Below are 22,306 nucleotides of genomic sequence, written 5' to 3' on the forward strand. Positions count from 1 at the left end.
ATGAGTGCAGGCGGATTGTTATTAATTATCATCGCAGCGCTAATTATATTTGGGCCCAATAAGCTGCCGGAGCTGGGGCGCGTCGTAGGCCGCACTTTCAAAGAATTTAAGGATGCGACACAGGGGATTATGGAGGATGAGCCGCCGACCAATAAGGCGGAATCTCCAAAGCCTGCCGCTATGGTTCAAGAATCAGCAAAAGTAGAAGAAAGACGCTTACCAGAGTGATTTAAGGTTGAAATCGGCATCAATATGGATAAGTTTGAGCCTCCCTTCCTTCGGGAAGGATTTTGTATGCTTGGAGTAATTTAGAGTTGGGAGGACGGCGTATGGCTGAGGAATCGCAGCAAAGCGTAGTGGAGCATTTAACAGAACTTCGCCGCCGGTTATTCTGGGTCCTTTTTATATTTGTATTTGTACTTGTTGCCGCTTTCTTCGTAGTCAAACCTATTTATAATTATGTAACCGTCAATGCTCTTTCAGGGGTAAAAATTAACCTGAATGCGTTCTCTTTTTGGGATGGTGTTGGCGTATATATGAAAATAGCGATGATGGTCGCCCTGGGAGTGACCCTGCCCTTTGCGCTCTACCAGATATGGGCATTCGTAAGTCCAGGATTACGGCCTGCTGAACGAAAGGCAACGCTGAAATATATCCCTTATGTGTTTCTATGCTTTATTATTGGGCTCATGTTTGGTTATTTCGTTGTATTTCCGCTTGCTATGGCTTTTACGGGTGAATTGAATGCCGAGCTTGGGCTCATTGAAACCTATGGAATGGCTGATTATTTCAAATTTTTATTCAATATTATTATTCCAATCTCGCTGCTTTTTGAGCTGCCAATTGTCATATTATTTCTTACACAGCTCAGAATTCTAAACCCACAGCTGCTGCGGAAAATGAGAAGAGTGTCGTATTTTGCATTAGTGGTTATCTCCGTAATGGTTACTCCAGCAGATCTTCTTTCGGCTTTTCTAGTGCTTATTCCTCTTATTATTTTGTATGAAGTCAGTGTACTTCTTTCATCCCGCGTGCACCGTAAGCAAGTGGCGGCAGATGCGAAGCGGGAAGCTCAATATTCATAATACGTCTTGTCGATGAACACATCTTCTTGGTAGAAGATGTGTTTTTGTGATTGGGGCTGTTCTGTGGAATGGAAGACATAGATTCTGAGAGGAAAATGGAATATTTATAGAGGAGAGAGGATATTATGAAAAGGGTGTATGAAACGATTGAAACTAATTTAGAAAAAAATATGGAAGGGAACTTGAAATCTGTACTTATTTTGAGTATCATAAAAAGTGGTTGTTAGCACTGACCTTCATCGAGTGCTAAAACATCAAATTATGTTATTTAAATCAACAACAACATATTAAAGGAGGACATTTTCATGATCAAACCTTTAGGTGAACGTGTACTGGTAGAACCGATTGAGCAAGAGGAAACGACGGCATTTGGCATCGTGCTGCCAGACACAGCGAAAGAAAAGCCGCAGGAAGGTAAAATCGTTGCCGTAGGCAGCGGAGCTCTGAAGGATGGGGTGCGTGTTCCATTGGAAGTGAAGGAAGGCGACCGCGTACTGTTCTCCAAATATGCGGGAACAGAAATTAAATACGAAGGTAAAGAATACTTAATTATGAAGGAAAGTGACATCCACGCTATTGTGGGTTAAGTGTACATTGGCCTGACCTTACGAATAAAGATAAACAATCATTCAGGGAGGTAATTGAATTATGGCAAAAGACATTAAATTTAATGAAGATGCTCGCCGTGCAATGCTGCGCGGGGTAGACGCTTTGGCAGATGCGGTTAAAGTGACTCTTGGACCCAAAGGCCGCAACGTAGTATTGGAGAAGAAATTCGGCAGCCCGCTGATCACGAATGACGGTGTAACGATCGCTAAGGAGATCGAATTGGAAGATGCATTCGAGAACATGGGTGCACAACTCGTAAAAGAAGTAGCAACCAAAACAAACGATGTTGCCGGTGATGGTACAACAACTGCTACGGTTCTCGCACAAGCATTGATTCGTGAAGGTTTGAAGAACGTTACGGCTGGGGCTAGCCCGATCGGTCTGCGTAAAGGGATCGATAAAGCGGTTCGCACGGCGGTAGAAGAACTGCAAAAGATCTCCAAAACGATTGAAGGCAAGCAATCGATCGCTCAAGTTGCGGCTATTTCCGCTGGTGATGAAGAAGTAGGCGAATTGATCGCTGAAGCAATGGAGAAAGTCGGCAAAGACGGCGTAATTACGGTTGAGGAATCCCGCGGCTTCTTGACTGAGCTTGAAGTTGTTGAGGGAATGCAATTCGACCGCGGTTATATCTCTCCATACATGATTACGGATACAGATAAGATGGAAGCGGTTCTGGAGAACCCGTACATCTTGATTACAGATAAGAAAATCAGCAGCACGCAAGATATTCTGCCAATCCTGGAGAAGATCGTACAGCAAAGCAGACCGCTTCTGATTATCGCTGAGGATATTGAAGGCGAAGCGCAAGCTATGTTGATCGTCAACAAACTGCGTGGTACGTTCAACGCTGTGGCAGTGAAGGCTCCTGGCTTCGGAGACCGTCGTGAAGCTATGTTGCAGGATATCGCTGCTCTAACAGGCGGCCAAGTGATTACTGAGAAGCTCGGTCTGGATCTGAAGAGCACCAGCGTTGAGCAATTGGGTAACGCTCGCCAAGTTATCGTTACGAAAGAGAATACAACGATCGTTGACGGTAGCGGAGATAAGGCTGACATTACAGCTCGCGTGAACCAAATCCGTACACAATTGGAAGAAACCACTTCCGAGTTTGACAAAGAGAAACTTCAAGAGCGTCTGGCTAAACTGGCTGGCGGCGTAGCCGTAGTTAAAGTTGGCGCAGCTACTGAGACTGAATTGAAGGAACGCAAACTGCGTATTGAAGACGCATTGAACGCTACTCGTGCGGCTGTCGAAGAAGGTATCGTATCCGGCGGCGGCGTTGCGCTCATTAACGTTTACAATGCTGTAGCAGCACTGAACGTAGAAGGCGACGAGAAAACAGGCGTGAGTATCGTACTTCGTGCCCTTGAAGAGCCAATCCGTACAATTTCCGCGAACGCAGGTGAAGAAGGCTCCGTTATTGTTGAGCGCCTGAAGAAAGAACAAGCAGGCATCGGCTTCAACGCGGCTACTGGCGAATGGGTGAACATGATCGAAGCAGGTATCGTAGACCCTGCCAAGGTTACTCGTTCCGCACTACAAAATGCAGCTTCCGTAGCAGGATTGTTCTTGACTACCGAAGTTGTGATCGCAGACAAACCAGAACCAGAAAAACCAGCTATGCCTGACATGGGCGGCATGGGCGGCATGATGTAATAAAGGGGTATAAAACCCTGTAATAGCGCATAGTTAAAGGCTCCCGAGAGGGAGCCTTTCATATTAAATCACATAAAAAATCACATTTCCTGCAAAACACCTTGGGTTTGTTCTTTTTCATGGTGATCAAATTTGAAATTCAGAATATTTGCGAAGTGAATTCGAATCTTCTCGTTGGCATCATGAAAATCAGGAATTAGTTTTTTGTTTTCGGCCATAATTTGGTGTTGCCTTTCCCAAAACGCCTTAAGCAAATTCATAATACTTTCATCTATATCAATGGTTCGGATAGAACCGGTGGTTTTAGGGGGAACAAGTTTATAGAGCTTCATATTGTTATTTTCGTTATAAAGCGTCTTAGTAATGCGTATTTGATTAGTTTCGAAATTTACATCCGTCCATTTTAAGGCACATAGCTCGCCGGAATGCATGCCAGAAAATGCGAGAAGATAAAACCTTTCTAAATCCATATCCATACCGTGATGGTATACTGCTTCAAGAAACTCAGTCAGTTCATTCTTTTCTAAAAATTCATCCTCAATTGAGGGATTCTCGATTTCTTCGACAGTTAGTATTTTTTCCGGAATTACCGCACCTGTGCAAGGATTGTCGCTTCTCATTTTGTTCTTAATCGCGTATTTCATGATCATATTTGCAGTAACATGTACGCCTTGAATTGAATTCCTGGCATAGTCCTTATCATCCAAATCATTAAGAATATTTTGGTATTGTTTGTGTGTAACTTTATCGATTTGTGCCTCCGCTATATACCTTAACAATATTTTGATTTCCTTTTCCTTAATCCGTATTGTTCCAGGCTTAACTTTTCCTTTAGAATATGTCTTCAGCCATTCCCAAGCGACTACTTCAAAGGTGAGCTTTTTTATTTTTTTAGTATCTATCCCTTCCTTTAACTTCTTGAGCTCAGCTTTTGCTCGATCATATGCTTCCTTTTGGGTATCCCCGCGGCGAGGTATTTGTTTCCGTTTCCCTGTAACCGGATCAGGCGGTCCCTCTAAAGTACAGATCCATTTGTATCCTTGCTTGTTTTTAGCAGGGATCTTTTTATAGCTGGCATATAAAAGCACCTCCAGACATTTTCACAATAGTCCTTTGTCTCTGTAAGCAGCCATACCTTTTGCTAACAGCTGCCGGTTTAGCTGTTTTAAAATGCGCTGAGTCTCGTGAGACCAGGTTGGCCGTTGGATATTCCTACGGTTGGTTAATTCTTGGCTACTATGTTCAGCAACCAGTCTCCTTGCATTTCTCGTCGAAATATTTGTTCTAAACGTTGATCCGCTAGATCGAGTGAGACGTTAAATACATCTGCGACGAAAGGGACAGCTTCCCCTTTACTCTGGGGTATGGATAATTGTGAAAACATATAAAACGGCATTGTTGCGTACAAAACAAATGCATCTGCCTCATATTCTTGTGCTTCCTCAAACAATTCCGGCATGTAACGCTGATCTCCAGCATGCCTAAGTACATGGCATAGTTCATGAAAAAAGATTAGCCTCACAATAATATCATCAAGATGTTTATTTATAAAAATTACTCTCAGTTCGTTATCTGAAAAAGAAGGAGAGTCGGAAAACAAAAGTTTCACATCAAATGCTTCGGCAACCCATTCAAGATCAAATAGATCACCAGGTGTACATATTCCATTTTCAAGCAGCGCGCTTGATATCCATTGTTCCAAGTTAGTCTCCTTGTAATATGTAAACAATATGAATATCACCTCTGTACGGGAGTGTATGTTCGATTTGTGTGTGAAAAGAAAAGCCGTTTCCGGCTGGAATAACTATGATTATGGTTACTAGTTTTTATCAGGTTTCTTCGGTAAAGAGAATGCAATTTTGGTGATAAGTTCCGGATCGATGTTAACTCCTTGGGCTTTAATAATGACGGGTTCGGGCTTGGAATCTCTATCGGATCCTGTAAACACTCCGATTCTGATCACAGTAAACACCTCCATGAAGGGAATCTATGTTCGGTTTTTGTATGAAAATAAAAGCCATTGCTGGCTGGAGAAAAAAATATTCAGTTTGCTTTAAGACGTCTGATACCTGTTTCTTGTTCTAAGGAGCGTACAGCAAGTGACTCGAGTATCTTATCTTGCTTCAATTGCCCTTTCTTAAGCTCAGAGGAAGCAAAGATAGGTCAAGTAGAGAAGATGTTTTGAGAATGAAGGCAGCTCTCAGGAACATATTGGACATTTGTACGGATGAGTTTGCTAGATACCAGGCACGGTATGGTCTTGGTATCAATGTGGGAGGGGGAAATGAAGATTATGAGCAAACCAGGGTTTTATGACAAATACCAAATCATCAACCGGGATACTGGGCAAGAGTCGGTAGGCGCCTACTTCGTGCTTAAGCCGGCCACAGATCCGGCAGCGCGGGCGGCATTGTTGACGTATGCCGAAGTTACGGATAATAGGCAGCTCGCTATGGAGATTACAGCATGGGTTTCAAGCCTGCCGGAGCTGATGAAATGTGATTGGTGTGACGAGCCGGCAGCGGAGTTAAGCCATCCTCACATGTTTGATATGGCGATTGGAAAACGGATATGCCGTCATTGTTGGGAGCATGACCGGGAAGCTTACAAGGGAGTATAGGGAGAAGATATCGGGCCGTTTAAACCGATTGGAGGCTGCAATCCATGAAAGCTATAACGATACATCAGCCCTGGGCGACGCTGATCGCGCTTGGCGAGAAACGATTTGAGACACGGACTTGGGATACGAACTACAGGGGGCCAATTGCTATTCATGCAGGTAAGCAGATTGATCAGTATGCATGTGAGGAGCCGGAAATCAAAGCAGCGTTAGCCAAGCATGAGTTCAAAGCGAGTAACCTTCCGACTGGGGCAGTTATAGCAGTTTGTGAACTCGCTGGATCATATCAAATATATGACACAATTGACAACGGAACGCACATCGTTCGATGCCCGAATGATAGATATGATTTCGATAAGGTCGAATACATTCGCCGCCCTGAGCGTAATTTCGGTTGGTGGGAATCAGGGAGTTATGCTTGGGAACTGGATAATGTTCGGATGCTTTCGGAGCCGATCCCGGCCAAGGGCATGCAACGGTTGTGGAACTGGGAGGGTGTGCAGTAGCACGTTTAACGCAATGAAAGGAAGCTGGACAGAACAGCATATTTTGAAATGCAAATTTTCATTAAGGATGCAGGACATTAAATATTCTCAATAATATATATTCAGCACCAAAACTGAACGAATAGTGCTGAATATATGGCAGCCACTCAGGGGAGATGAATCAAATTATTTCGATACTTCCTTTCTCGCCTTAGAAAATCCAACTGTTGCGCTAAATAAAGTAACAATAAATATGTTTAGTATATAATCAATTTCATTCAAAGTTTTCTGCTGGATTAAAATATTGAATGCAATTAATACTAAACCGTAGAAAAAAAACATTCCAAGAAAATATTTAAAAAAAGCAAACCAAAATTTCATTTAATCAGCCTTATATCCGTCTAAAAATTTTGTAGCTGTGGTCCGTTCTAATTCATTGGTACGTTTCGAATCGCTATAAAAAATAGTCTCCCATTTAGACCCAACAATTAAAGTAGTAGCAACCGTGGATTTTTTTTCTGCGTACCTTCGTTTGTAGTATAATAACGGAATTTCATCTGATACTATCGTAGTAGCTATTGCCCCTATTGTACCTAATACGATCGTAGCTCCTGGTGCTGCTGCAGTTGCTATTGCAAATACTAAGGCCGTTACTGCAGTGACAGTGTATCTTTCGAACTTGGTGCTGCCATTATTCCAATCACCATATCTCCATGGCGTGACTGGCTCTCCTCCATAGGAATCCATAGGCTTAACATAACCAAAATCAAACCTATTAGGAGCAACTATATCTAACTTTTGAATTTCTGTATCTATCTGACCATTTTCAATAGTTGTAACTTCGAAACTTGATTTTTTAGTGTTTACAATAGCATTCTGAGTTGCATACTTAACAAATTCACCTTCAGAGTTTTTGATATAAATATTACTATTAACTCTGGTAAAATCCAGATTGGCATTTTCATCAACTTTATAAATCTCGCCGTTGCTCTCGTACGTGTAAACAAGATGTTTGTCTCCAGGAGTTCCTTCAAGGAAAATAAAGTTTTTCTTTTCTAATGATAGTAGGCTTACACTCTCCTCTATTTCCTTTGGTGATGCAGATATTATTGTTGGATTGACAATGCCTATACACAATGCAAATGACAAAACTGCTGCTATAACTTTTCTCACAGACTGAATCTCCTTTCATTTTCCTGAATTTTTGAAGAACTGAACCTTATAAACTGAGGCCCCATATTAAATGGCTGCATCTATATTGTAAACCATTTTTTAGGTTAAATTGTTCTTTATATGTTATTTATATGTAAAATAAACCAATTTTTAGTTTTGTGAAAGAAGAGCTATGTTGCACATTTCGAAAATGTGATTCAACAAAGTAGATGCTTAATGCTGGTCAAAGGGATAAAGCGTGAAGTATGTACACTCGAGCAGATCGAGAAGCACTTAAAGGTGATCGGCGCAGATAAGCCGCCTGAGCCACAAAATGAGTTTCCGTTTAAGATTACAGCCCCGAAGCAGGGGCGTTGGGGAAAATACTTAAATGAAAATGCAAAGACCCCCATATCCTTGGTCGGGGTGGGGGTCAATCGGTAAAAGTTTCCGCTCAATAATTATACCATAAAGGGGATTGAGGGGAATGGCGATGGCGTGGGGACAAGGGGAACTCTTTCCAACAGCAAATGAGCAGGAGATCCAGCGTACGAAATTCCTGCTCGGAAAATATACAAGCATGATTTCTTTGATGCGAGACTTCGAGGAGAACGAACAGGATTTGAAGCAAGTGGCCATTGATGGGGAAGTGGCTCGCCGGATCGATCAGGAAGACCTTCATGCGGATAAGACAGCTAATGCAGCCATATTGATTGAAAAACAGCGCTGGGTATATCAGCAATATAAGCTTTACACTCAGCAGCTGCGAAGAGCTGGGCGCTGATTCAAGACGATGACGCTAGGCAAGCAGTCGAATATCGGTATATTCAAGGATGCTCATATAAGGAGACGTTGCTTTTCTTCCGGCACAATATGTCCGATAGTACAATCCGAAGGAAGATCATTGAGGGAACCGAAAGCATAGCCAATACATTGAAACTGATGGGATTCTTTGAGCAGGATGATACGGAACCTGAGAACTCAGTTTAAATATAGAGTATGAATTAAATGTTGCTTCATTGACAATAAAAGACACCAGTTAATGCTGGTGTCTTTTTAGAACGTAATTAGTACTGTCTTGCAGAAACTTGAATATTCATACTTGCGCCGTCTTTAGTAAAAATATATACTTTCCAGTTACCGGTGATTCCCGTGCCATAAAGTTCTTCAAACGTTTGAGTGCGTTGACCACCAGGGGATATGGCAAGTTCGGATACAAACTCACTGCCATTTCGATAAATGGTCATGTAAACTGTTCCTGAACCATTATTCTTACAATAGACATTTAAGTATTTTCCGTTTTCCGGGGCTGTTGTAAATTCACCTGTGTAGGCTGCTGTACCAGTATGATTAACTGGATTAATGTGTTGAGTATCCATAGTGGAAAAACCAGGAGTTTCTGTTTCATAAGTTATAATTGTTGAATTTTCGACGGGTGGTTGGGCTATAGTTGTGTTAAGGAGTTCGCCTTGCCCACTAGTATTATTTTGGGTGGGAGAAGCATTGGCAATTAGTGCTGAGAATGCCATAGATACTAGCGCAACAGTCATGCAAAGCTTGGTAAGTCTCTTCAAATTAAAAACTCCCTTTCAATGCTATATTTTATAACTGAAACTATAACTTACCATATATTATTACAGCAATCAACTATAAAAGGAAGAAATATACATCCTCATTCAGCAAATTCTATTTCTTGCTTAATGGGTAAGTTATTAGTAGAGAGATAGGTTGTTACCGGAATAGATAAAACAGCCTGAAATTTATGACTACAAAGTGAGCAAGGTTTAAGCACAACATGACCACAAGTTGAACACCATGTGACGGATTTTCCATGTTAGTATGTAAGCATAGAAAAAGGCGGGAATGACACGCGCAGCTGCATGAATGCGGCGAAGAACCGGGGCGTACCTCTTCCTGCCTTTTCTATTATCAAAATAGTCTGCAATTAACAGGAATCCAGAGCAAAGGGATTAATAGTTCGGGGAAATCCATAAATGCAGTTTTGACTTCATTTTCCGCAGCTCGTTAAAATGGTCTTGTAATACGTCTCTAGTTACAAAGTACGTTTAAGTGAACAAGTTTAATATTTGAAACTTTCGTCAATGCTGTTAATTTAGCCGATTTGAGTCAATGCTGTAGGTCCGCCTTCAATATATATCTGTTTGTTTTTCAACATGTGATACGCAATAACTAGAATCTTACGTGAGATAGCGATACAAGCCTTCTTTTTCCCTCGTCGCGAGGCAATTTTCCAGAACTTCGTTGCCAAGATGGTGTTTCGTGAGCGAGCGATTGCCCAAGACGCTTCGCAAAGTGCCACTTTCGCATGAGGATTGCTTTTTACGCTTTTTGTACTTTTTTTTGCCCGCACTTTCGTGAGATTTACAAGTTCGTCCCCTCCACGTCTACCTTTGATTTTTTGGATCGACAGGAGAACTTGTATTACCCCATCTCCTTTCGGGTTGTTCGTTTTGTCCTGTTCAATGGTGCATATGAAACCGTCATAACGAATCTATCTGCCGCTGATTTCCCACCCGATGAACTCAAGTCTATTTATCACTTGCGATGGGGCATTGAAACCTCTTTCCGGGCCTTAAAATATACCGTTGGCCTGACCAATTTTCACGCAAAGAAGCAAGCGTTCATCATCCAAGAGATTTTTGCAAGAATGATCATGTACAATTTCGCTGAAATGATGACCTCACACGTCGTCATTTTGCAAATGGATAAACGGCATTCCTACCAAATTAACTTCACAGTCGCCGTTCACGTTTGTAGATATTTCCTGCGCTCAAGGGATGATGAACCCCCGCCCGATGTTGAAGCACTGATTCGCAAAAACATTTTACCGATTCGACCCCTTCGCCCAGGGCAGAAGAATACGCGTAAAATTCGCTATAAATCAGTTGTTAGCTTCGTCTACAGAGTAGCATAATTCGGTTCACATGAACAATTTTTAAGCGGATAGTCCATCCGCTTTGTTTGCTGTACGCTTTTTTCTTGCTTGAACCAAAAAACAAACGGCACAGGGCTTTTCCTATGCCGTTTTGCATTTCAGTTTTACTCCCGGTCTTGTCTTTGATCTTATCTTAATGACATTGCCCGAGAGGGAGCCTTTTATATTAAATCACATAAAAAACCATCTAACAGAAATTACATGTTGGTATGAAGGTCATAAAAAGAGGTGGGAATGACCGCTCGGCTGGATGAAGCGGCGATGAACTGGAGTGTACCTCTTCCTGCCTATTTATCTATCGGGTATTAGATTCATAAAATTAATAATTCTAGAGGATTATCCGACATATAATATATTCTATTATTGGGAGGATGAAGGATTTTGAGAATCAAAAAGGGATTAACTTTGATCACCACATTTGCGTTGCTGTTTTCTTTTATGGAAACAAATGGAGAGGCGGCCAGTCCACCATTTACCCAAGGTGGTGGATATGAACAAGGTGCATATGATGATTCAGCAATGCAGCCATTAGGGTTTAACTGGAATAAAAACTCAAGATATGCTGGTGTAAGTAAGAATATACATATTAAATGGGTATATCAAAAACCTGAGTCTGGGTCCGGTAATGCGTCTTTGACGATTGATAGCGAAGGCAACTTGTATTCAACAAGTTATAATTCGTTAGGTTCACCTAAATCGCACTTATATTCAATATCCCCAGATGGAATAGAAAGATGGAGATACTCATCAGATTTAAGTATGCTTCATTCATCGCCGGTAATACGTTCAAATAAGGAAATTTTGATGAATGTTAATAACGAGCTTAATTCAATAGATCCTGATACCGGCATTCCAACTGAAATTGCTGGTATTTCAAGTGGGCACTTTTTTGTAGAGCCAGTTATTGATAGCAAAGGTGTGATTTATACACTTTCAGCATCCGGACCAAGTCTGGTTGCCTACAATCCTGATGGAACAACGAAGTGGAGTAAGCAAATAACGTTAAAAAATTTTACCCAATTAGCCTCTCGGCAGATGGGACCTTATACTTTATTACCAATTCAAAGTTATACGCATACAATTCATTAAACGGAGATATTAAATGGGAGTATGGTATCTCGTATGATCCCAAATACAAGTCAGCTCCAACTATCGATTCTTCAGGAACTATTTACCTCGTTGATAATGTGGGGACCATTTATGCAATTAATCCTGACGGTACTTTGAAATGGCAATACCTGACAGAAAAACTGTCTAGTAGCTCTACCAGGACTACAATTAATCCTTTTATAGGTCTTGATGGGACGATTTATGCGTCAAATGGTTATAGAAATCTATATGCACTTGATCAAAACGGAACATTAAAATGGACATTTAATACAAGTGCTCCACTGCACTCTGCTTTAATTGATAAAAATAACAAAATCTATATTTCTGTTGGTAATAATGTTAGTAGCCTTGATTCGAATGGTGTTCAATTGTGGTCTATTGAGACTGAAACTGCTATAATCGGAAGCTCACTTGCAATTGCAGAAGATGGAACTATATATGTTGCAGGTAATATGGGGAAAATTTATGCAATTGGAGGCGATGTCGAAGAAGGCGAGGAGCCTACTAATCCACCACTAGATCCAGAGCCTCCAGTTGAGCCTAAGGGTGACCGAGCAATTTTAGTTATCACTCTAAATACAGGTGTAGAGAAGGAATACGATCTCTCCATGCAAGAAGTGCAACAATTTATTAACTGGTATGAAGGAAAAGCAGCCGGATCTGGGCCGATAACATTTGCAATCAACAAACATTATAATAATAAGGGGCCATTTAAGCAAAGACAAGATTACATTATTTTTGATAAGTTAGTTACATTTGAAGTTAACGAGTACTAAAGTGTGAGCCGCTGGTTTCAGCGGTTTTTTTATATTTATGGCGTGCCCAGAGGCACGCATCATCTAGTTGGTGAAAGTCCGACCGAAGGAGGGACCAAGCCACCTTCGTAGCTAGGATACCTACGTATGGCGAAAGCTGTGCGTAGAAGCGTATCGACGAAAGTACCTGGCAGAGACAGGGCGAGCAACATACCAGGCCGTAACATAAAGTGAATCCTGCCGCGTCGTCAAAAAGGCCTCGCAAGAGGGAAAAGAGGAAGTCGAGTCCCGCTTAAATGGCCGAAGGCCACGGAAGCTGTATAGAACTTGGTGCAACAGTGAAGAATCCTCCGGCGTATGGGGAGCGGCATGGTATGAAAGGTGGTGCAGTGAACTGGGGAGACCCTCCTGCACAGAAGAAACTGTAGAGAGATGCCCTATAAACCCGAAAGGTGAAATGGGTTATCTGCAGGAAGGGAGTCCGAGGGGTTAATAGTACCGAGGAACCGTAGGACAATATAACCTGCGGGAGGGAAGGAGCCCTACTTTGTTCAAGCTTGTTCAATGAGGTACGAATGAGTGAATGCCATGAGGCTAACAACACCAAAGGAAAAAGTTCAACAACTCCAAGAGAAGCTAGGTCATGCAGCCAAGGAGAACAAGAAGCGTAAATTCCACGCACTGTATGACAAGATCCACAGAGAAGATATATTAAGGGAAGGTTGCTACTCCGACAACATCAATGAAGAGAAGCTTATGAAGCTGGTTAAAATGCGAATCAGTGACAGGCGAATCTTGGAGTTCGTGAGGAAGTGGTTAGGTGCGGGGGTCATGGAGGAAGGGAGCATCAGGCGCTCAGATTTAGGTACGCCGCAAGGTGGAGTCATCTCCCCCATGTTGGCAAACATCTACCTAAATTACTTTGATCTCTTGTGGAAAAGACATGGTAGTCAGGTTAGGGGCTGGGTTCCGCCCAGCCTTTCACTCTAGACCTATTAAGATGACCCCACCCTCTATTGATAGAACCCATATACACCGGAGCTCTCAGCCAACAAATTTAGATAGCGAGATCAAGGCCGTAATCGTAATGATGTTCAACACCGTTGAAATGAGCACGGTTTGGGAGGCAAAGTCAGGTTCATTATCATATTCTTCCGCGAGTATAGTGCTATTTACACCTGTTGGCATACCAGAAGCGATAAGCAGGGCTTGTGCAGGAATCCCTTTTAAACCAAGTGCATAGATAAGTAAAAATCCAATGGCTGGGCCAATGAGTAGTCTTAAAAAGACGCTGATATAAACATCTAACCGATCCAGGCGCAAAAGATATTGGATGATTTGAGCACCAAGCGTCAGCAGTGCAATACTGACCATGGAATCGGCAATATAGCCTAGGGGCTTGGCAGCAAATTCAGGCAATGGCCAACGAAAGACGTGAAAAATAAGCCCAAGTACAAGGGCATACGGTACGGGCATTTTGAGAAATCCAATCAACGCTGCTTTTAGTGTGCCATCTGATTTAGCCCGCTGAACGGATATTACGCCATAGGTAAAGGTCACCAGGCTTTGGAAAGTCATGACCAAGGCCTGAATGGACGTTGCTAGAGGATCGCCTTTGAACGCGAGCTGATTGATCGGGAGTCCATAATTGCCTGAATTGTCTAGAATGAGACTATTCGTGAACGCGGCTTTCATTCCCGGTTTGAATTTTCTTTTCCAACTAACAATAGAGCTGACGCCATAGAGCAGCACAACATATAGCACATAAAATAAGGTGACGCTCCCCAGCAATGCAGGGGACATGCTGGATTCGTACATACTCAGGAACACGACCGCAGGAGTAATGTAATAAAAGTTTATTTTCGCTAAAGTATATAAATTTAGTTGAAAAGCACGATGCATAAGCGCGCCAAGTCCTATAAGCACAAATATAGGCAGAACTACATCCATTATTATTTCGATAATCATCTTGGTGTCCATCTTCTTTCAGCTCAATAATAAAATTCATTGATTCAGAAACTGTTAGTTATTATACCATGTTTGTTCTGTATATACAGGAATTTATAGGAGCCAGTAGGGTAACAATATACCTGAAATGGCAAACATATGCCTAAGTTTAAAACATGGGGTGCTATGGTTATGTCAGTGATTTTATCCTATATTCCGAAATGGAGCATTTTTGGTCAAGCTTTGCTGCTTATTGCCGTTCCTATTCTTATAATGTCCTTCTTCGGTTGGCTCCGAAAAGAAATCATCTCAAGCTTTGCCCTCAAGCCTAATAAATCATTCTCGTCGGTCAAGGAAAATGATGAACCCAAGTCAAAACCTTTGACTGGTCAATATGATGCAGATCTGGCCTCCGTTCGGGATGCTATTGGTCAGAATTCGGATGTCCGATTCAGGGAATTTAAAATCAGTGGAACGAGAATCCGGGCAGCAATCGTCTATGTAGATGGATTGCTTGATGCCGATCATGTGGATACCCACCTAATAACTCCCTTAATGATGCATGGTATCCCAGATCAAGAGTGGGATAATATCACGCACTCGAGCACCTCTTTTCAACAATATATGACTACTCAATTGCTCCCTGTTAACGAAGTTAATGAGACGAAGGATTTGCTTGAGTTAACCGAGACTGTACTGACTGGCAGAACTGCCTTGCTGATTGAAGGAATAGAGAGCGCATTCTTGGTAAGCTCTCCCCAAGGAAAGAGCAGAAATGTGGAAGAACCTTTGTCGGAGGCGCTCTTGCGTGGTCCGCGCATAGGATTTACGGAAAGGCTTGGGGATAATACAGGCTTGCTTAGATTGCACGGAAAAAACGAAAGCCTGATTTTGAGTAAATTCGAAGTTGGTAATCGCGTGAAAAAGGAATTAGTACTTGCCTATATGCGGGATATTGCAGATCAGACTCTGATAGATGAGGTCACATCGCGAATTCAGAAAATCGATATTGATGATCCTTTGGAATCAGGTTACATCGAACAACTGATTGAAGATGATGTGCTGAGTCCTTTCCAGCAGCTGCAAAATACCGAGAGACCGGACAGAGTGATTGCTTCCTTGCTGGAGGGCAGGGTGGCTATTCTTCTTGATGGAACACCGTTTGCGTTGATTCTCCCAGCGACCTTCGGCATGCTGTTGCAATCTCCTGAAGATTACTACGAACGATGGATTCCAGGCTCCTTCGTCCGCATATTGCGTTTCTTGGCAGCATTATTAGCCCTGCTGGCACCAGCGCTGTACATTTCATTTATCTCGTTCCATCCCGGGCTGATTCCGACGAAGCTGGCCCTTTCCATCATTGAAACAAGGCAGGGTGTACCGTTTCCCTCCATCATTGAAGCTCTCATTATGGAGCTATCCATTGAGATATTGCGGGAAGCCGGCATTAGGCTGCCTAAGCCGATCGGTCCAGCGATGGGGATCGTAGGCGGCCTGATTATCGGCGATGCTGCTGTGAATGCCGGAATCGTCAGCCCGTTCCTCGTTATTGTCGTCGCGGTAACAGCAATTTCTTCTTTTACAATACCCGTCTACAGTGCGGGTATTACACTGCGCATTCTCCGATTTGTGGGGATGATTATAGCGTCAATATTGGGGATATTCGGGGTTGTTATGTTTTTTCTTCTAATTTGCAGTCACCTGGTCAAGTTGAAAAGTTTTGGCGTCCCTTATCTGAGCCCCATGGTTCCGTATACCCTTGATGATTGGAAGGACTTTCTCGTTCGCCTTCCCTTGAAGGTGATGAAGAAACGACCTCACATGTTAAAGCCGAATGACCCTGACCGCAGAAATTAAACCTTTTAACTCAAAGAACAGAAAGAGGTTGGCAGCATGCGCCGTGCAAATATGAATCCAAAAGAAAAAGATCAGATAACCACTTCGCAAGCCGCTGTAATGCTTATTAACTATACGTTAGGAGCTGGAGTTCTGACACTTCCAAGAACGACTGTAGAAGCTGCTCAAACACCTGACGTGTGGATTTCGATTATCATATCCGGCATGATTATTATGGTTGCGGGGATTATTATTGTCCTGTTATGCCGTAGATTTCAGGGAAGAACTTTTTTTCAGTTTGCGCCGGACATTACCGGGAGGTGGCTGGCTTGGATTTTGAATCTGATCATCATTTGTTTTTTTCTCCTTATTTCAGCGCTTCAAATTCGAATCATGGCTGAGGTAACGTCTTTTTATTTGCTGGAGGGCACTCCCATGGGAGGGATTATTATGACTTTTATGTGGATTGGTCTCTATTTATCGTTGGGAGGCATAAATTGCATGGCTCGAATATACGAGATCATTCTGCCGATTACGGTGCTGTTTTTTCTTATTTCCATCCTATTAAGCAGCAAGATATTTGATATTAATCATCTCCGGCCAGTACTCGGCTCCGGGATTATGCCTGTCATAAAAGGGATTGAGCCGGCGCTGCTTTCTTTTAGCGGATATGAGATCATGCTCGTTGCCACAGCGTATATGAAAACTCCGCAAAAAGCGACCAAAGCCGTGGTGATCGGCACACTCATTCCTCTAATTATTTACTTAATAACCATTGTCATGGTGATTGGTGGAATCTCTATCTACGGGGCACTGACCAGAACCTGGCCTACCTTGGATTTAGTGCGCAGCTTTGAAGTGGAAGGCTTACTCTTTGAAAGATTCGAATCGCTGCTGCTCGTCATTTGGCTTATGCAGATATTTTCGACCTTTACGATAACGCATTATGCTGCATCGCTCGGTTGGTCGCAACTGTTCAAGAAAAATGTAAAACCCTTCTTGTTTGCCATGCTGCCCGTAATTTTTTTGATTGCCATGGTCCCGAAAAACGTGGCAGAAACCTTTAAGCTGGGAAGTGCAGTTGGTCAAGTGTCGATTTATTTATTTGGTGTCGTCCCTCTATTGCTGCTGTTGATTAGCATTGTTAGGAAGAAAGGAGGGCGTACGAATTGATTAAATATGCAAGGCGAATCTTACTAGTTCTTTCAAGCTTGCTGCTAGTTATAATAACCGGCTGCTGGAGCGGCAATGAGATTGAGGATTTAACGATATATATTGGATTGGGGCTAGACACCGTTAAAGAATCCCAGTTTGAGAAGGAAGCTAATAAGCAAGGGGCTCATTATCCGAAGGAAAACGTATTGACTGTTACGATTCAAATTGTTCCGCCAGTGAGCGGAAAAAAGGGAGGGGAGGGTGGAGGCTCGAGTTCCTCGGACTCGGATAAAGCTTATTTAAATAAACGTTTGACGGGGGATTCCGTTATTCAAATTTTACGCCAATTTTCATTGCAACGGGATCGTCCAGTGGTCGGACATCATTTGAAGGTGATCGTCGTTGCTAAAGAACTAGCGCAAAAATATAGTCTTGAGCAGCTGTTTGACTTCATTCTCCGCGACAATGATATCCGACCCAGTTGTCTCGTTGTGGTAAGCCATGGTAGCGCAGAGGAGGCTTTAAGTTCGAATGAACCAGGGGAAATCCCCGCTGTTTATTTAATGGGACTTGTCGGTAACCGCCATCGTTCCAGTGCAATTCTGCCCCCGATGACGCTGGTTAAGCTGGATAGTGACATGCAATCGGGAGCCAGCTTTCTGCTGCAGAATATAGTGACTGCTGAAGGTGAGCACGAATTTTCTGGAGCAGCCATTATAAAAGGGGATACGAAGAAGTGGGTCGGAGAACTAACTCAATACGATATTGAGGGGTTATCCTGGATCAAGGGAAATGTGGTGGGCGGAGCCCTTAAGACGTATGCACCAAAAGAGGGGTACACGATCACTTATGAGCTGAGGAACTCTAAGGCTACGATCATTCCTAAAGTATCTGGTGATGATATATCATTCCATATCGATGTCGAATCCGAAGGCAGGTTGATAGAGGACTGGAGTTTTCCGGAAATACCCTCATCTACTGAATACATTCAAGAACTAGAAGATCAATTTGAAGAAGAAGTCCGAAAACAAATCCGCCAAGTGTTGCACAAAATGCAAAACGTATACCGTGTCGATGTTGGGGGCTTTGATCAACAAATGAAAATTAAATATCCCAAGCATTGGAAAAAGCTGCAACGGAATTGGGACGAGACCTTTAGCCGGGCTCCTGTCACCTTTGATGTAAGCATGAGGATTACGGACTTTGGTTCCTCAACAGATTAGAGTGTGATGGAGATGATATGAGAAAACCTCGCCGTGGGGCGAGGTTATCCAATACCCTATATTATTTGCTTTTCAAACTTTCCAAATCAGCCTCCAGCTTAAGCTGCCGGCGATTAATAATATCAATGCTGTACTCATGGGTATTGAGCTGGTTGGTCGTCTTTCTCTCAAACGACTTTTGGGATAAATCCAGCCGTTTGGTGATATCGAGTGTTTCCAATACGGCTTGTCTTATTAATGGAATATCCGCCGTGTTGGCTTTTATCTCTTTCAACTCAGCCTCAAAACTCGATTGCTTAGCCTCCAAAGCGGCTTGTCTAGCCAGCAGAGCTTGCTGTCCGTCCTCAAGGGTTGCCTGTCTAGCCAGCAGAGTTTGCTGTCCGTCCTCAAAGTTTTGTTGTCTGTCTTCTAAGCTGCCCATACGAGTATTCAATGATTTCAGTTCATCCAGAATTTGATTTAGAACCTGATCGCTCATATGGCTGTAATCCCTCCTTTTTGCCATTGTAATGTAGGTGCTTGCTTATATTTGATCGAATCTAGATGTTGTCGTTGAAAAGGTAGTTCTATATGATACTTTCAGCATAATGAGTGTCTGGGATAAGTATAACTTAATAGGCAATTAGCCGCAATTGGTGCCTACATAAAACTTAAAAGCCGAGAAGGGGCATCGACATGACCAACCCTTACTCGGCCTATTCATATTCACCATGTTATATACTGCCTTGCGGTTGTTCCTGCTCTTGTTCTTGCCGACTTGGTCGCAGAACGGGCCCTAATTCGTCTTCGATCGTGGAGTCGGAAAGCTTCACATTCGAGCGGTAGGCGGCACGTATGATAAGATGTCCGGATACCGGAGCCGTGATGAAAACAAATACGATGCCAAGGATAACCCGTACACTGATGTAGGCATCACTGAACCATATATAAAGAAACGTCCCTATAAGAGTTAATAGTACTGCAAGCGTCGAGCTCTTGGTTGCGGCGTGCGAGCGCGTATATACGTCCGGGAAGCGAATGATGCCGATAGCGCTGATGACGCTTATAATGCTGCCAATGAGAATCAGGGTAGCCCCAACAAATTCACCCACTACGTTTACGTTCAATAATAACACCTCTCTCGATAAATCTTGAGAGTGAAATCGTACTGATGAAAGCCAGTATACCCAAGATTAGAATAACTTCCAAATATGCTTTCGTCTTCAGCAGTATAGATAACGCGGCAATACCAGATATCAGATTAACACCGATCATGTCCAGCGCAATCACACGATCGGGAATGGATGGGCCCCTGATAATCCGATAAAGGGAAATGGCAATGGCCACACTGAATAAGGTGAGCGCAACCCCCAGCATAATATTGATCATTATCGAGTCACCTCCATAATTGCTTTTTCAAATCGACCTAAAGAACGTAAAAGATCTTTTTTGTACCGCTCTATGTCGAGCGCGTGAATATAGAACGTATCTCCCTCTGGTGAAACCTCCATAACGACCGAGCCCGGGGTCAGCGTGAGCAGCAGGGCTAGCGTGGTTACTTCCCAGTCGCTTTTGAGGGCTGTTCGATAGGTGAAAATACCAGGTTTGATATCTATTTTTGGACTAACAATATGCTTCATTACAACAAGAGCCGACTGGAACAGCTCGGAAATAAAGATCAGAATCAGCTTGATGACACGGAAAAATCGATGCAAATAAAATTGTTTTCCGAAGAACCGCTGCATGACGAAAATGATTCCCACCCCGACAAGGAAGCCGGCAAAAAATGTCGTAAATCTTAATTCGTCTTCATCATTGAGAACCATCCAGAGAAAAGCGATAAATAAGTTGAGCAAAAACTGAGCAGGCATTACAATCCCCCCTTCCTTATTGCGTATTAGCTGTTCTAATTATTTAATACCAATTATTTGCCTAAGACCGCATCGATATAAATATAAGGATTCGTTAGTGTGCGCGCGGCATCCGCGACATATGGCGCTACATACTCTGCACCGAATCCTAGGCCGATTGAGGCAGCGGTAAGCAAAATACAAGGGATGATCCAGCCTTTACTCAGGGGCATGACATCGTCCTCGCTTGTCGTCGTTTCTCCCCAGAAGCAGTTCAGGAAAATACGCAGCAGGGAGTAAAGCACAAATATACTGGATATGAGGGAAAGAGCCAGTAGGATATAAGCTCCGCCTTCCACCGCTCCTTGTCCGATCAAGATTTTTCCCATAAATCCGCTGAGCGGAGGAATGCCAGCAAGAGCCAGCATAATGATAAAGAATAGCCAGCCCAGTACGGGATAATGGCGAATGAGTCCGCTCATTCGATCGATCATTGGCGTACCTGTAAGAGCCACCATAGAACCAGCAATAAGGAACAATGCGGCCTTTACAATCATGTCATGGATCAAATAATAAATCGATCCTTCGATTGCGGCTGGCGTTGCCACTGCGAGTCCTACTAGGATAAAACCTACTGCAATGACAACATTAAAAGAAATGATTTGGCGAATATCCTTATAAGCTATAGCTCCTAAGGAGCCCCCGATAAGCGTAATGCCAGCCATGATGCCGATAATGGTATGGGTGATCGAAGGGTCATGGTAAAAGAGCAAGGTAAACATACGGAACATGGCATAAATGCCGACCTTCGTCAAAAGTCCCCCAAATAAAGCGGCTACGGCTGTTGGTGGTACGCTATATGAGCCGGGAAGCCAAAAATAGAGCAGTAAACCGGCCTTCAAGCCAAATACGAGCAAGAATAGAATGCTAATCACCGTAAGCAGCGGAGTCTGTCCGGCTTCGGCTATGAGCTCGGCTAGATGAGCTAGGTTAAGCGTGCCTAATGTACCATACAGGTAGGCGATCGCAACTAGGAAGAACCAGGACGAGAGCACATTAATAGCAACATATTTAATGGATTCCTTTAATTGCGGTTTGGTCCCTCCAAGCGTAATAAGTGCATAGGAAGCAAGAAGCATTACCTCAAAGCACACATACAGGTTAAACAGATCGCCTGTTAAAAAGGAGCCGTTCACGCCTGCAACCATTAATAAGACAAAAGGATAAAAGAACATTTGCTCACGCTGCTGCCCTATAGAGTAGAAGGCATAGACTAAACAGACAGCGGCTACGATGCTTGTCGTGAGTACCAATAGCAATGAAAATGAATCGCCGACAAAGAGAATGCCGAATGGTGGCTGCCAATTACCAAAGTCAAGGCGGATAACGCCGACGTTCTGAATCATGTTCAGCATATAAAGGCTGATTCCCGTGACCGACAATATGGCGGCCAAGCTAAGCCATCGTTGGATTTGGATTTGCGACCGGAAAAAGATAAGAATGACGCCGATTAAAACCGGGATGACAACGGGCATAACAAGGATATTATTCATCCACAATACCTCTCAACTCGCTTAAATTATCACTTCTGCTCTCCTGGTACAATCGATATGCGAGTACGAGAAGAAAGGCAGTTACCGCAAAGCTAATGACAATGGAAGTTAGAATCAGGGCTTGAGGCAGGGCATCTGTAAAAGTAGTGCTATCCTCCCCAAGAACGGGAACGCCTCCGGTCTTTAGGCCGCCCATTGTCATGATTAATAAGTGTGCTGCATGGGTCAGCACGGCCGTTCCGAGAATGATCCGAATAACATTCCTGGAGAGAAACAAGTAGGTCGCCACGGACACTAGAACTCCCGTCAGGATGATGATCAACGTCTCCATA

The 22,306-nt window shown here is 43.1% G+C and carries 26 protein-coding genes; 15 read left to right on the forward strand and 11 right to left on the reverse strand.

The features are described 5' to 3' along the window. The 4 genes from EIM92_RS09650 (at position 1) to groL (ending at position 3,353) form a co-directional block, all read left to right on the forward strand. Positions 1–228, forward strand: coding sequence for a twin-arginine translocase TatA/TatE family subunit (locus EIM92_RS09650; protein ID WP_125082465.1), 228 nt, complete (start codon positions 1–3; stop codon positions 226–228). Between the two features lie 101 nt (positions 229–329). Continuing rightward, entirely contained in the window at positions 330–1,085 is a 756-nt protein-coding gene (gene tatC / locus EIM92_RS09655; protein ID WP_125082466.1) for a twin-arginine translocase subunit TatC, read from the forward strand. A gap of 305 nt (positions 1,086–1,390) precedes the next feature. After that, the gene (groES, locus tag EIM92_RS09660; protein ID WP_110931659.1) at positions 1,391–1,672 is read left to right on the forward strand and encodes a co-chaperone GroES; all 282 of its coding nucleotides are present in this window, start codon (positions 1,391–1,393) and stop codon (positions 1,670–1,672) included. A gap of 61 nt (positions 1,673–1,733) precedes the next feature. Continuing rightward, positions 1,734–3,353 (forward strand): chaperonin GroEL, encoded by a 1,620-nt coding sequence (gene groL, locus EIM92_RS09665; RefSeq protein WP_125082467.1) that lies wholly within the window; start codon positions 1,734–1,736, stop codon positions 3,351–3,353. A gap of 80 nt (positions 3,354–3,433) precedes the next feature. Here the strand turns inward: groL and EIM92_RS09670 are convergent, their stop codons facing one another. Continuing rightward, positions 3,434–4,441, reverse strand: coding sequence for a tyrosine-type recombinase/integrase (locus EIM92_RS09670; protein ID WP_125082468.1), 1,008 nt, complete (start codon positions 4,439–4,441; stop codon positions 3,434–3,436). A gap of 134 nt (positions 4,442–4,575) precedes the next feature. Further along, entirely contained in the window at positions 4,576–5,055 is a 480-nt protein-coding gene (locus EIM92_RS09675) for an ImmA/IrrE family metallo-endopeptidase (RefSeq protein WP_246021270.1), read from the reverse strand. A 582-nt stretch (positions 5,056–5,637) separates the two neighbouring features. On the opposite strand from EIM92_RS09675, the gene EIM92_RS09680 reads away from it, so the two are divergent. Together EIM92_RS09680 and EIM92_RS09685 are read left to right on the forward strand one after the other, a co-directional pair. Then, entirely contained in the window at positions 5,638–5,973 is a 336-nt protein-coding gene (locus EIM92_RS09680; RefSeq protein WP_125082469.1) for a hypothetical protein, read from the forward strand. A 44-nt stretch (positions 5,974–6,017) separates the two neighbouring features. Then, entirely contained in the window at positions 6,018–6,479 is a 462-nt protein-coding gene (locus tag EIM92_RS09685; RefSeq protein WP_125082470.1) for an ASCH domain-containing protein, read from the forward strand. A gap of 360 nt (positions 6,480–6,839) precedes the next feature. Here the strand turns inward: EIM92_RS09685 and EIM92_RS09690 are convergent, their stop codons facing one another. After that, complete coding sequence (locus EIM92_RS09690) at positions 6,840–7,631, reverse strand: hypothetical protein (RefSeq protein ID WP_125082471.1); 792 nt, start codon at positions 7,629–7,631, stop codon at positions 6,840–6,842. A gap of 216 nt (positions 7,632–7,847) precedes the next feature. Between EIM92_RS09690 and EIM92_RS09695 the strand changes: the two genes are divergently transcribed. Both EIM92_RS09695 and EIM92_RS24135 read left to right on the forward strand, forming a co-directional pair. Continuing rightward, positions 7,848–8,054 (forward strand): hypothetical protein, encoded by a 207-nt coding sequence (locus tag EIM92_RS09695; RefSeq protein WP_164515064.1) that lies wholly within the window; start codon positions 7,848–7,850, stop codon positions 8,052–8,054. A 43-nt stretch (positions 8,055–8,097) separates the two neighbouring features. Beyond that, the gene (locus EIM92_RS24135) at positions 8,098–8,394 is read left to right on the forward strand and encodes a hypothetical protein (RefSeq protein ID WP_246021277.1); all 297 of its coding nucleotides are present in this window, start codon (positions 8,098–8,100) and stop codon (positions 8,392–8,394) included. Positions 8,395–8,677: 283 nt separating this feature from the next. On the opposite strand, the gene EIM92_RS09705 is transcribed toward EIM92_RS24135, so the two are convergent. Then, a complete protein-coding gene (locus tag EIM92_RS09705; protein WP_125082473.1) occupies positions 8,678–9,184 on the reverse strand; it encodes a hypothetical protein in 507 nt (168 codons plus the stop codon). Between the two features lie 863 nt (positions 9,185–10,047). Here EIM92_RS09705 and EIM92_RS09710 point away from each other — a divergent pair. The 4 genes from EIM92_RS09710 (at position 10,048) to EIM92_RS09725 (ending at position 13,421) form a co-directional block, all read left to right on the forward strand. Continuing rightward, positions 10,048–10,545 carry a transposase gene (locus EIM92_RS09710; RefSeq protein ID WP_164515065.1) on the forward strand — a complete coding sequence of 166 codons (498 nt, stop codon included), beginning with the start codon at positions 10,048–10,050 and terminating at the stop codon, positions 10,543–10,545. Between the two features lie 402 nt (positions 10,546–10,947). Next, positions 10,948–11,655: a PQQ-binding-like beta-propeller repeat protein gene (locus EIM92_RS09715; protein ID WP_125082475.1), complete on the forward strand. Its 708-nt coding sequence runs from the start codon at positions 10,948–10,950 to the stop codon at positions 11,653–11,655. After that, positions 11,619–12,452: an outer membrane protein assembly factor BamB family protein gene (locus EIM92_RS09720; RefSeq protein WP_281279679.1), complete on the forward strand. Its 834-nt coding sequence runs from the start codon at positions 11,619–11,621 to the stop codon at positions 12,450–12,452. Before EIM92_RS09715 ends, EIM92_RS09720 begins: the two co-directional genes overlap by 37 nt. Before the next feature lie 567 nt (positions 12,453–13,019). After that, the gene (locus tag EIM92_RS09725; RefSeq protein ID WP_246021279.1) at positions 13,020–13,421 is read left to right on the forward strand and encodes an RNA-dependent RNA polymerase family protein; all 402 of its coding nucleotides are present in this window, start codon (positions 13,020–13,022) and stop codon (positions 13,419–13,421) included. Between the two features lie 54 nt (positions 13,422–13,475). On the opposite strand, the gene EIM92_RS09730 is transcribed toward EIM92_RS09725, so the two are convergent. Beyond that, positions 13,476–14,399 carry an AEC family transporter gene (locus tag EIM92_RS09730; protein WP_125082478.1) on the reverse strand — a complete coding sequence of 308 codons (924 nt, stop codon included), beginning with the start codon at positions 14,397–14,399 and terminating at the stop codon, positions 13,476–13,478. Between the two features lie 171 nt (positions 14,400–14,570). Between EIM92_RS09730 and EIM92_RS09735 the strand changes: the two genes are divergently transcribed. The 3 genes from EIM92_RS09735 to EIM92_RS09745 are packed head-to-tail and all read left to right on the forward strand — an operon-like array spanning position 14,571 to position 18,592. Continuing rightward, complete coding sequence (locus EIM92_RS09735; protein ID WP_125082479.1) at positions 14,571–16,235, forward strand: spore germination protein; 1,665 nt, start codon at positions 14,571–14,573, stop codon at positions 16,233–16,235. 36 nt (positions 16,236–16,271) lie between these two features. Further along, positions 16,272–17,387, forward strand: coding sequence for a GerAB/ArcD/ProY family transporter (locus EIM92_RS09740; protein ID WP_125082480.1), 1,116 nt, complete (start codon positions 16,272–16,274; stop codon positions 17,385–17,387). After that, the gene (locus tag EIM92_RS09745; RefSeq protein ID WP_125082481.1) at positions 17,384–18,592 is read left to right on the forward strand and encodes a Ger(x)C family spore germination protein; all 1,209 of its coding nucleotides are present in this window, start codon (positions 17,384–17,386) and stop codon (positions 18,590–18,592) included. The genes EIM92_RS09740 and EIM92_RS09745 overlap by 4 nt, the downstream gene beginning before the upstream one ends. 61 nt (positions 18,593–18,653) lie before the next feature. Here EIM92_RS09745 and EIM92_RS09750 read toward each other — a convergent pair whose 3' ends face one another. From EIM92_RS09750 to EIM92_RS09775, 6 genes are all read right to left on the reverse strand, one after another. Then, complete coding sequence (locus tag EIM92_RS09750; protein WP_125082482.1) at positions 18,654–19,070, reverse strand: hypothetical protein; 417 nt, start codon at positions 19,068–19,070, stop codon at positions 18,654–18,656. A 235-nt stretch (positions 19,071–19,305) separates the two neighbouring features. Then, positions 19,306–19,698, reverse strand: coding sequence for a Na+/H+ antiporter subunit G (locus tag EIM92_RS09755; RefSeq protein ID WP_125082483.1), 393 nt, complete (start codon positions 19,696–19,698; stop codon positions 19,306–19,308). Continuing rightward, on the reverse strand, positions 19,676–19,960 hold the full coding sequence (locus EIM92_RS09760) for a Na(+)/H(+) antiporter subunit F1 (RefSeq protein ID WP_125082484.1): 285 nt from the start codon (positions 19,958–19,960) through the stop codon (positions 19,676–19,678). The genes EIM92_RS09755 and EIM92_RS09760 overlap by 23 nt, the downstream gene beginning before the upstream one ends. Then, entirely contained in the window at positions 19,960–20,442 is a 483-nt protein-coding gene (locus tag EIM92_RS09765) for a Na+/H+ antiporter subunit E (protein WP_125082485.1), read from the reverse strand. Before EIM92_RS09765 ends, EIM92_RS09760 begins: the two co-directional genes overlap by 1 nt. A 53-nt stretch (positions 20,443–20,495) precedes the next feature. Then, positions 20,496–21,974, reverse strand: a complete 1,479-nt coding sequence (locus tag EIM92_RS09770; protein ID WP_125082486.1) for a Na+/H+ antiporter subunit D — start codon at positions 21,972–21,974, stop codon at positions 20,496–20,498. Beyond that, the gene (locus EIM92_RS09775) at positions 21,967–22,305 is read right to left on the reverse strand and encodes a Na(+)/H(+) antiporter subunit C (protein WP_125082487.1); all 339 of its coding nucleotides are present in this window, start codon (positions 22,303–22,305) and stop codon (positions 21,967–21,969) included. Before EIM92_RS09775 ends, EIM92_RS09770 begins: the two co-directional genes overlap by 8 nt. Between the last annotated feature and the right edge of the window lies 1 nt (position 22,306).

The organism is Paenibacillus lentus (assembly GCF_003931855.1).
GTDB lineage: Bacteria > Bacillota > Bacilli > Paenibacillales > Paenibacillaceae > Fontibacillus > Fontibacillus lentus.

What these genes read in the sequence shown, in the direction of transcription:
- EIM92_RS09650 (WP_125082465.1), top strand. Translation starts at nt 1, where the DNA reads ATGAGTGCAGGCGGATTGTTATTAATTATCATCGCAGCGCTAATTATA.
- tatC (WP_125082466.1), top strand. Translation starts at nt 330, where the DNA reads ATGGCTGAGGAATCGCAGCAAAGCGTAGTGGAGCATTTAACAGAACTT.
- groES (WP_110931659.1), top strand. Translation starts at nt 1,391, where the DNA reads ATGATCAAACCTTTAGGTGAACGTGTACTGGTAGAACCGATTGAGCAA.
- groL (WP_125082467.1), top strand. Translation starts at nt 1,734, where the DNA reads ATGGCAAAAGACATTAAATTTAATGAAGATGCTCGCCGTGCAATGCTG.
- EIM92_RS09680 (WP_125082469.1), top strand. Translation starts at nt 5,638, where the DNA reads ATGAAGATTATGAGCAAACCAGGGTTTTATGACAAATACCAAATCATC.
- EIM92_RS09685 (WP_125082470.1), top strand. Translation starts at nt 6,018, where the DNA reads ATGAAAGCTATAACGATACATCAGCCCTGGGCGACGCTGATCGCGCTT.
- EIM92_RS09695 (WP_164515064.1), top strand. Translation starts at nt 7,848, where the DNA reads ATGCTGGTCAAAGGGATAAAGCGTGAAGTATGTACACTCGAGCAGATC.
- EIM92_RS24135 (WP_246021277.1), top strand. Translation starts at nt 8,098, where the DNA reads ATGGCGATGGCGTGGGGACAAGGGGAACTCTTTCCAACAGCAAATGAG.
- EIM92_RS09725 (WP_246021279.1), top strand. Translation starts at nt 13,020, where the DNA reads ATGAGGCTAACAACACCAAAGGAAAAAGTTCAACAACTCCAAGAGAAG.
- EIM92_RS09730 (WP_125082478.1), bottom strand. Translation starts at nt 14,399, where the DNA reads ATGATTATCGAAATAATAATGGATGTAGTTCTGCCTATATTTGTGCTT.
- EIM92_RS09735 (WP_125082479.1), top strand. Translation starts at nt 14,571, where the DNA reads ATGTCAGTGATTTTATCCTATATTCCGAAATGGAGCATTTTTGGTCAA.
- EIM92_RS09740 (WP_125082480.1), top strand. Translation starts at nt 16,272, where the DNA reads ATGCGCCGTGCAAATATGAATCCAAAAGAAAAAGATCAGATAACCACT.
- EIM92_RS09750 (WP_125082482.1), bottom strand. Translation starts at nt 19,070, where the DNA reads ATGAGCGATCAGGTTCTAAATCAAATTCTGGATGAACTGAAATCATTG.
- EIM92_RS09760 (WP_125082484.1), bottom strand. Translation starts at nt 19,960, where the DNA reads ATGATCAATATTATGCTGGGGGTTGCGCTCACCTTATTCAGTGTGGCC.
- EIM92_RS09765 (WP_125082485.1), bottom strand. Translation starts at nt 20,442, where the DNA reads ATGCCTGCTCAGTTTTTGCTCAACTTATTTATCGCTTTTCTCTGGATG.
- EIM92_RS09770 (WP_125082486.1), bottom strand. Translation starts at nt 21,974, where the DNA reads ATGAATAATATCCTTGTTATGCCCGTTGTCATCCCGGTTTTAATCGGC.
- EIM92_RS09775 (WP_125082487.1), bottom strand. Translation starts at nt 22,305, where the DNA reads ATGGAGACGTTGATCATCATCCTGACGGGAGTTCTAGTGTCCGTGGCG.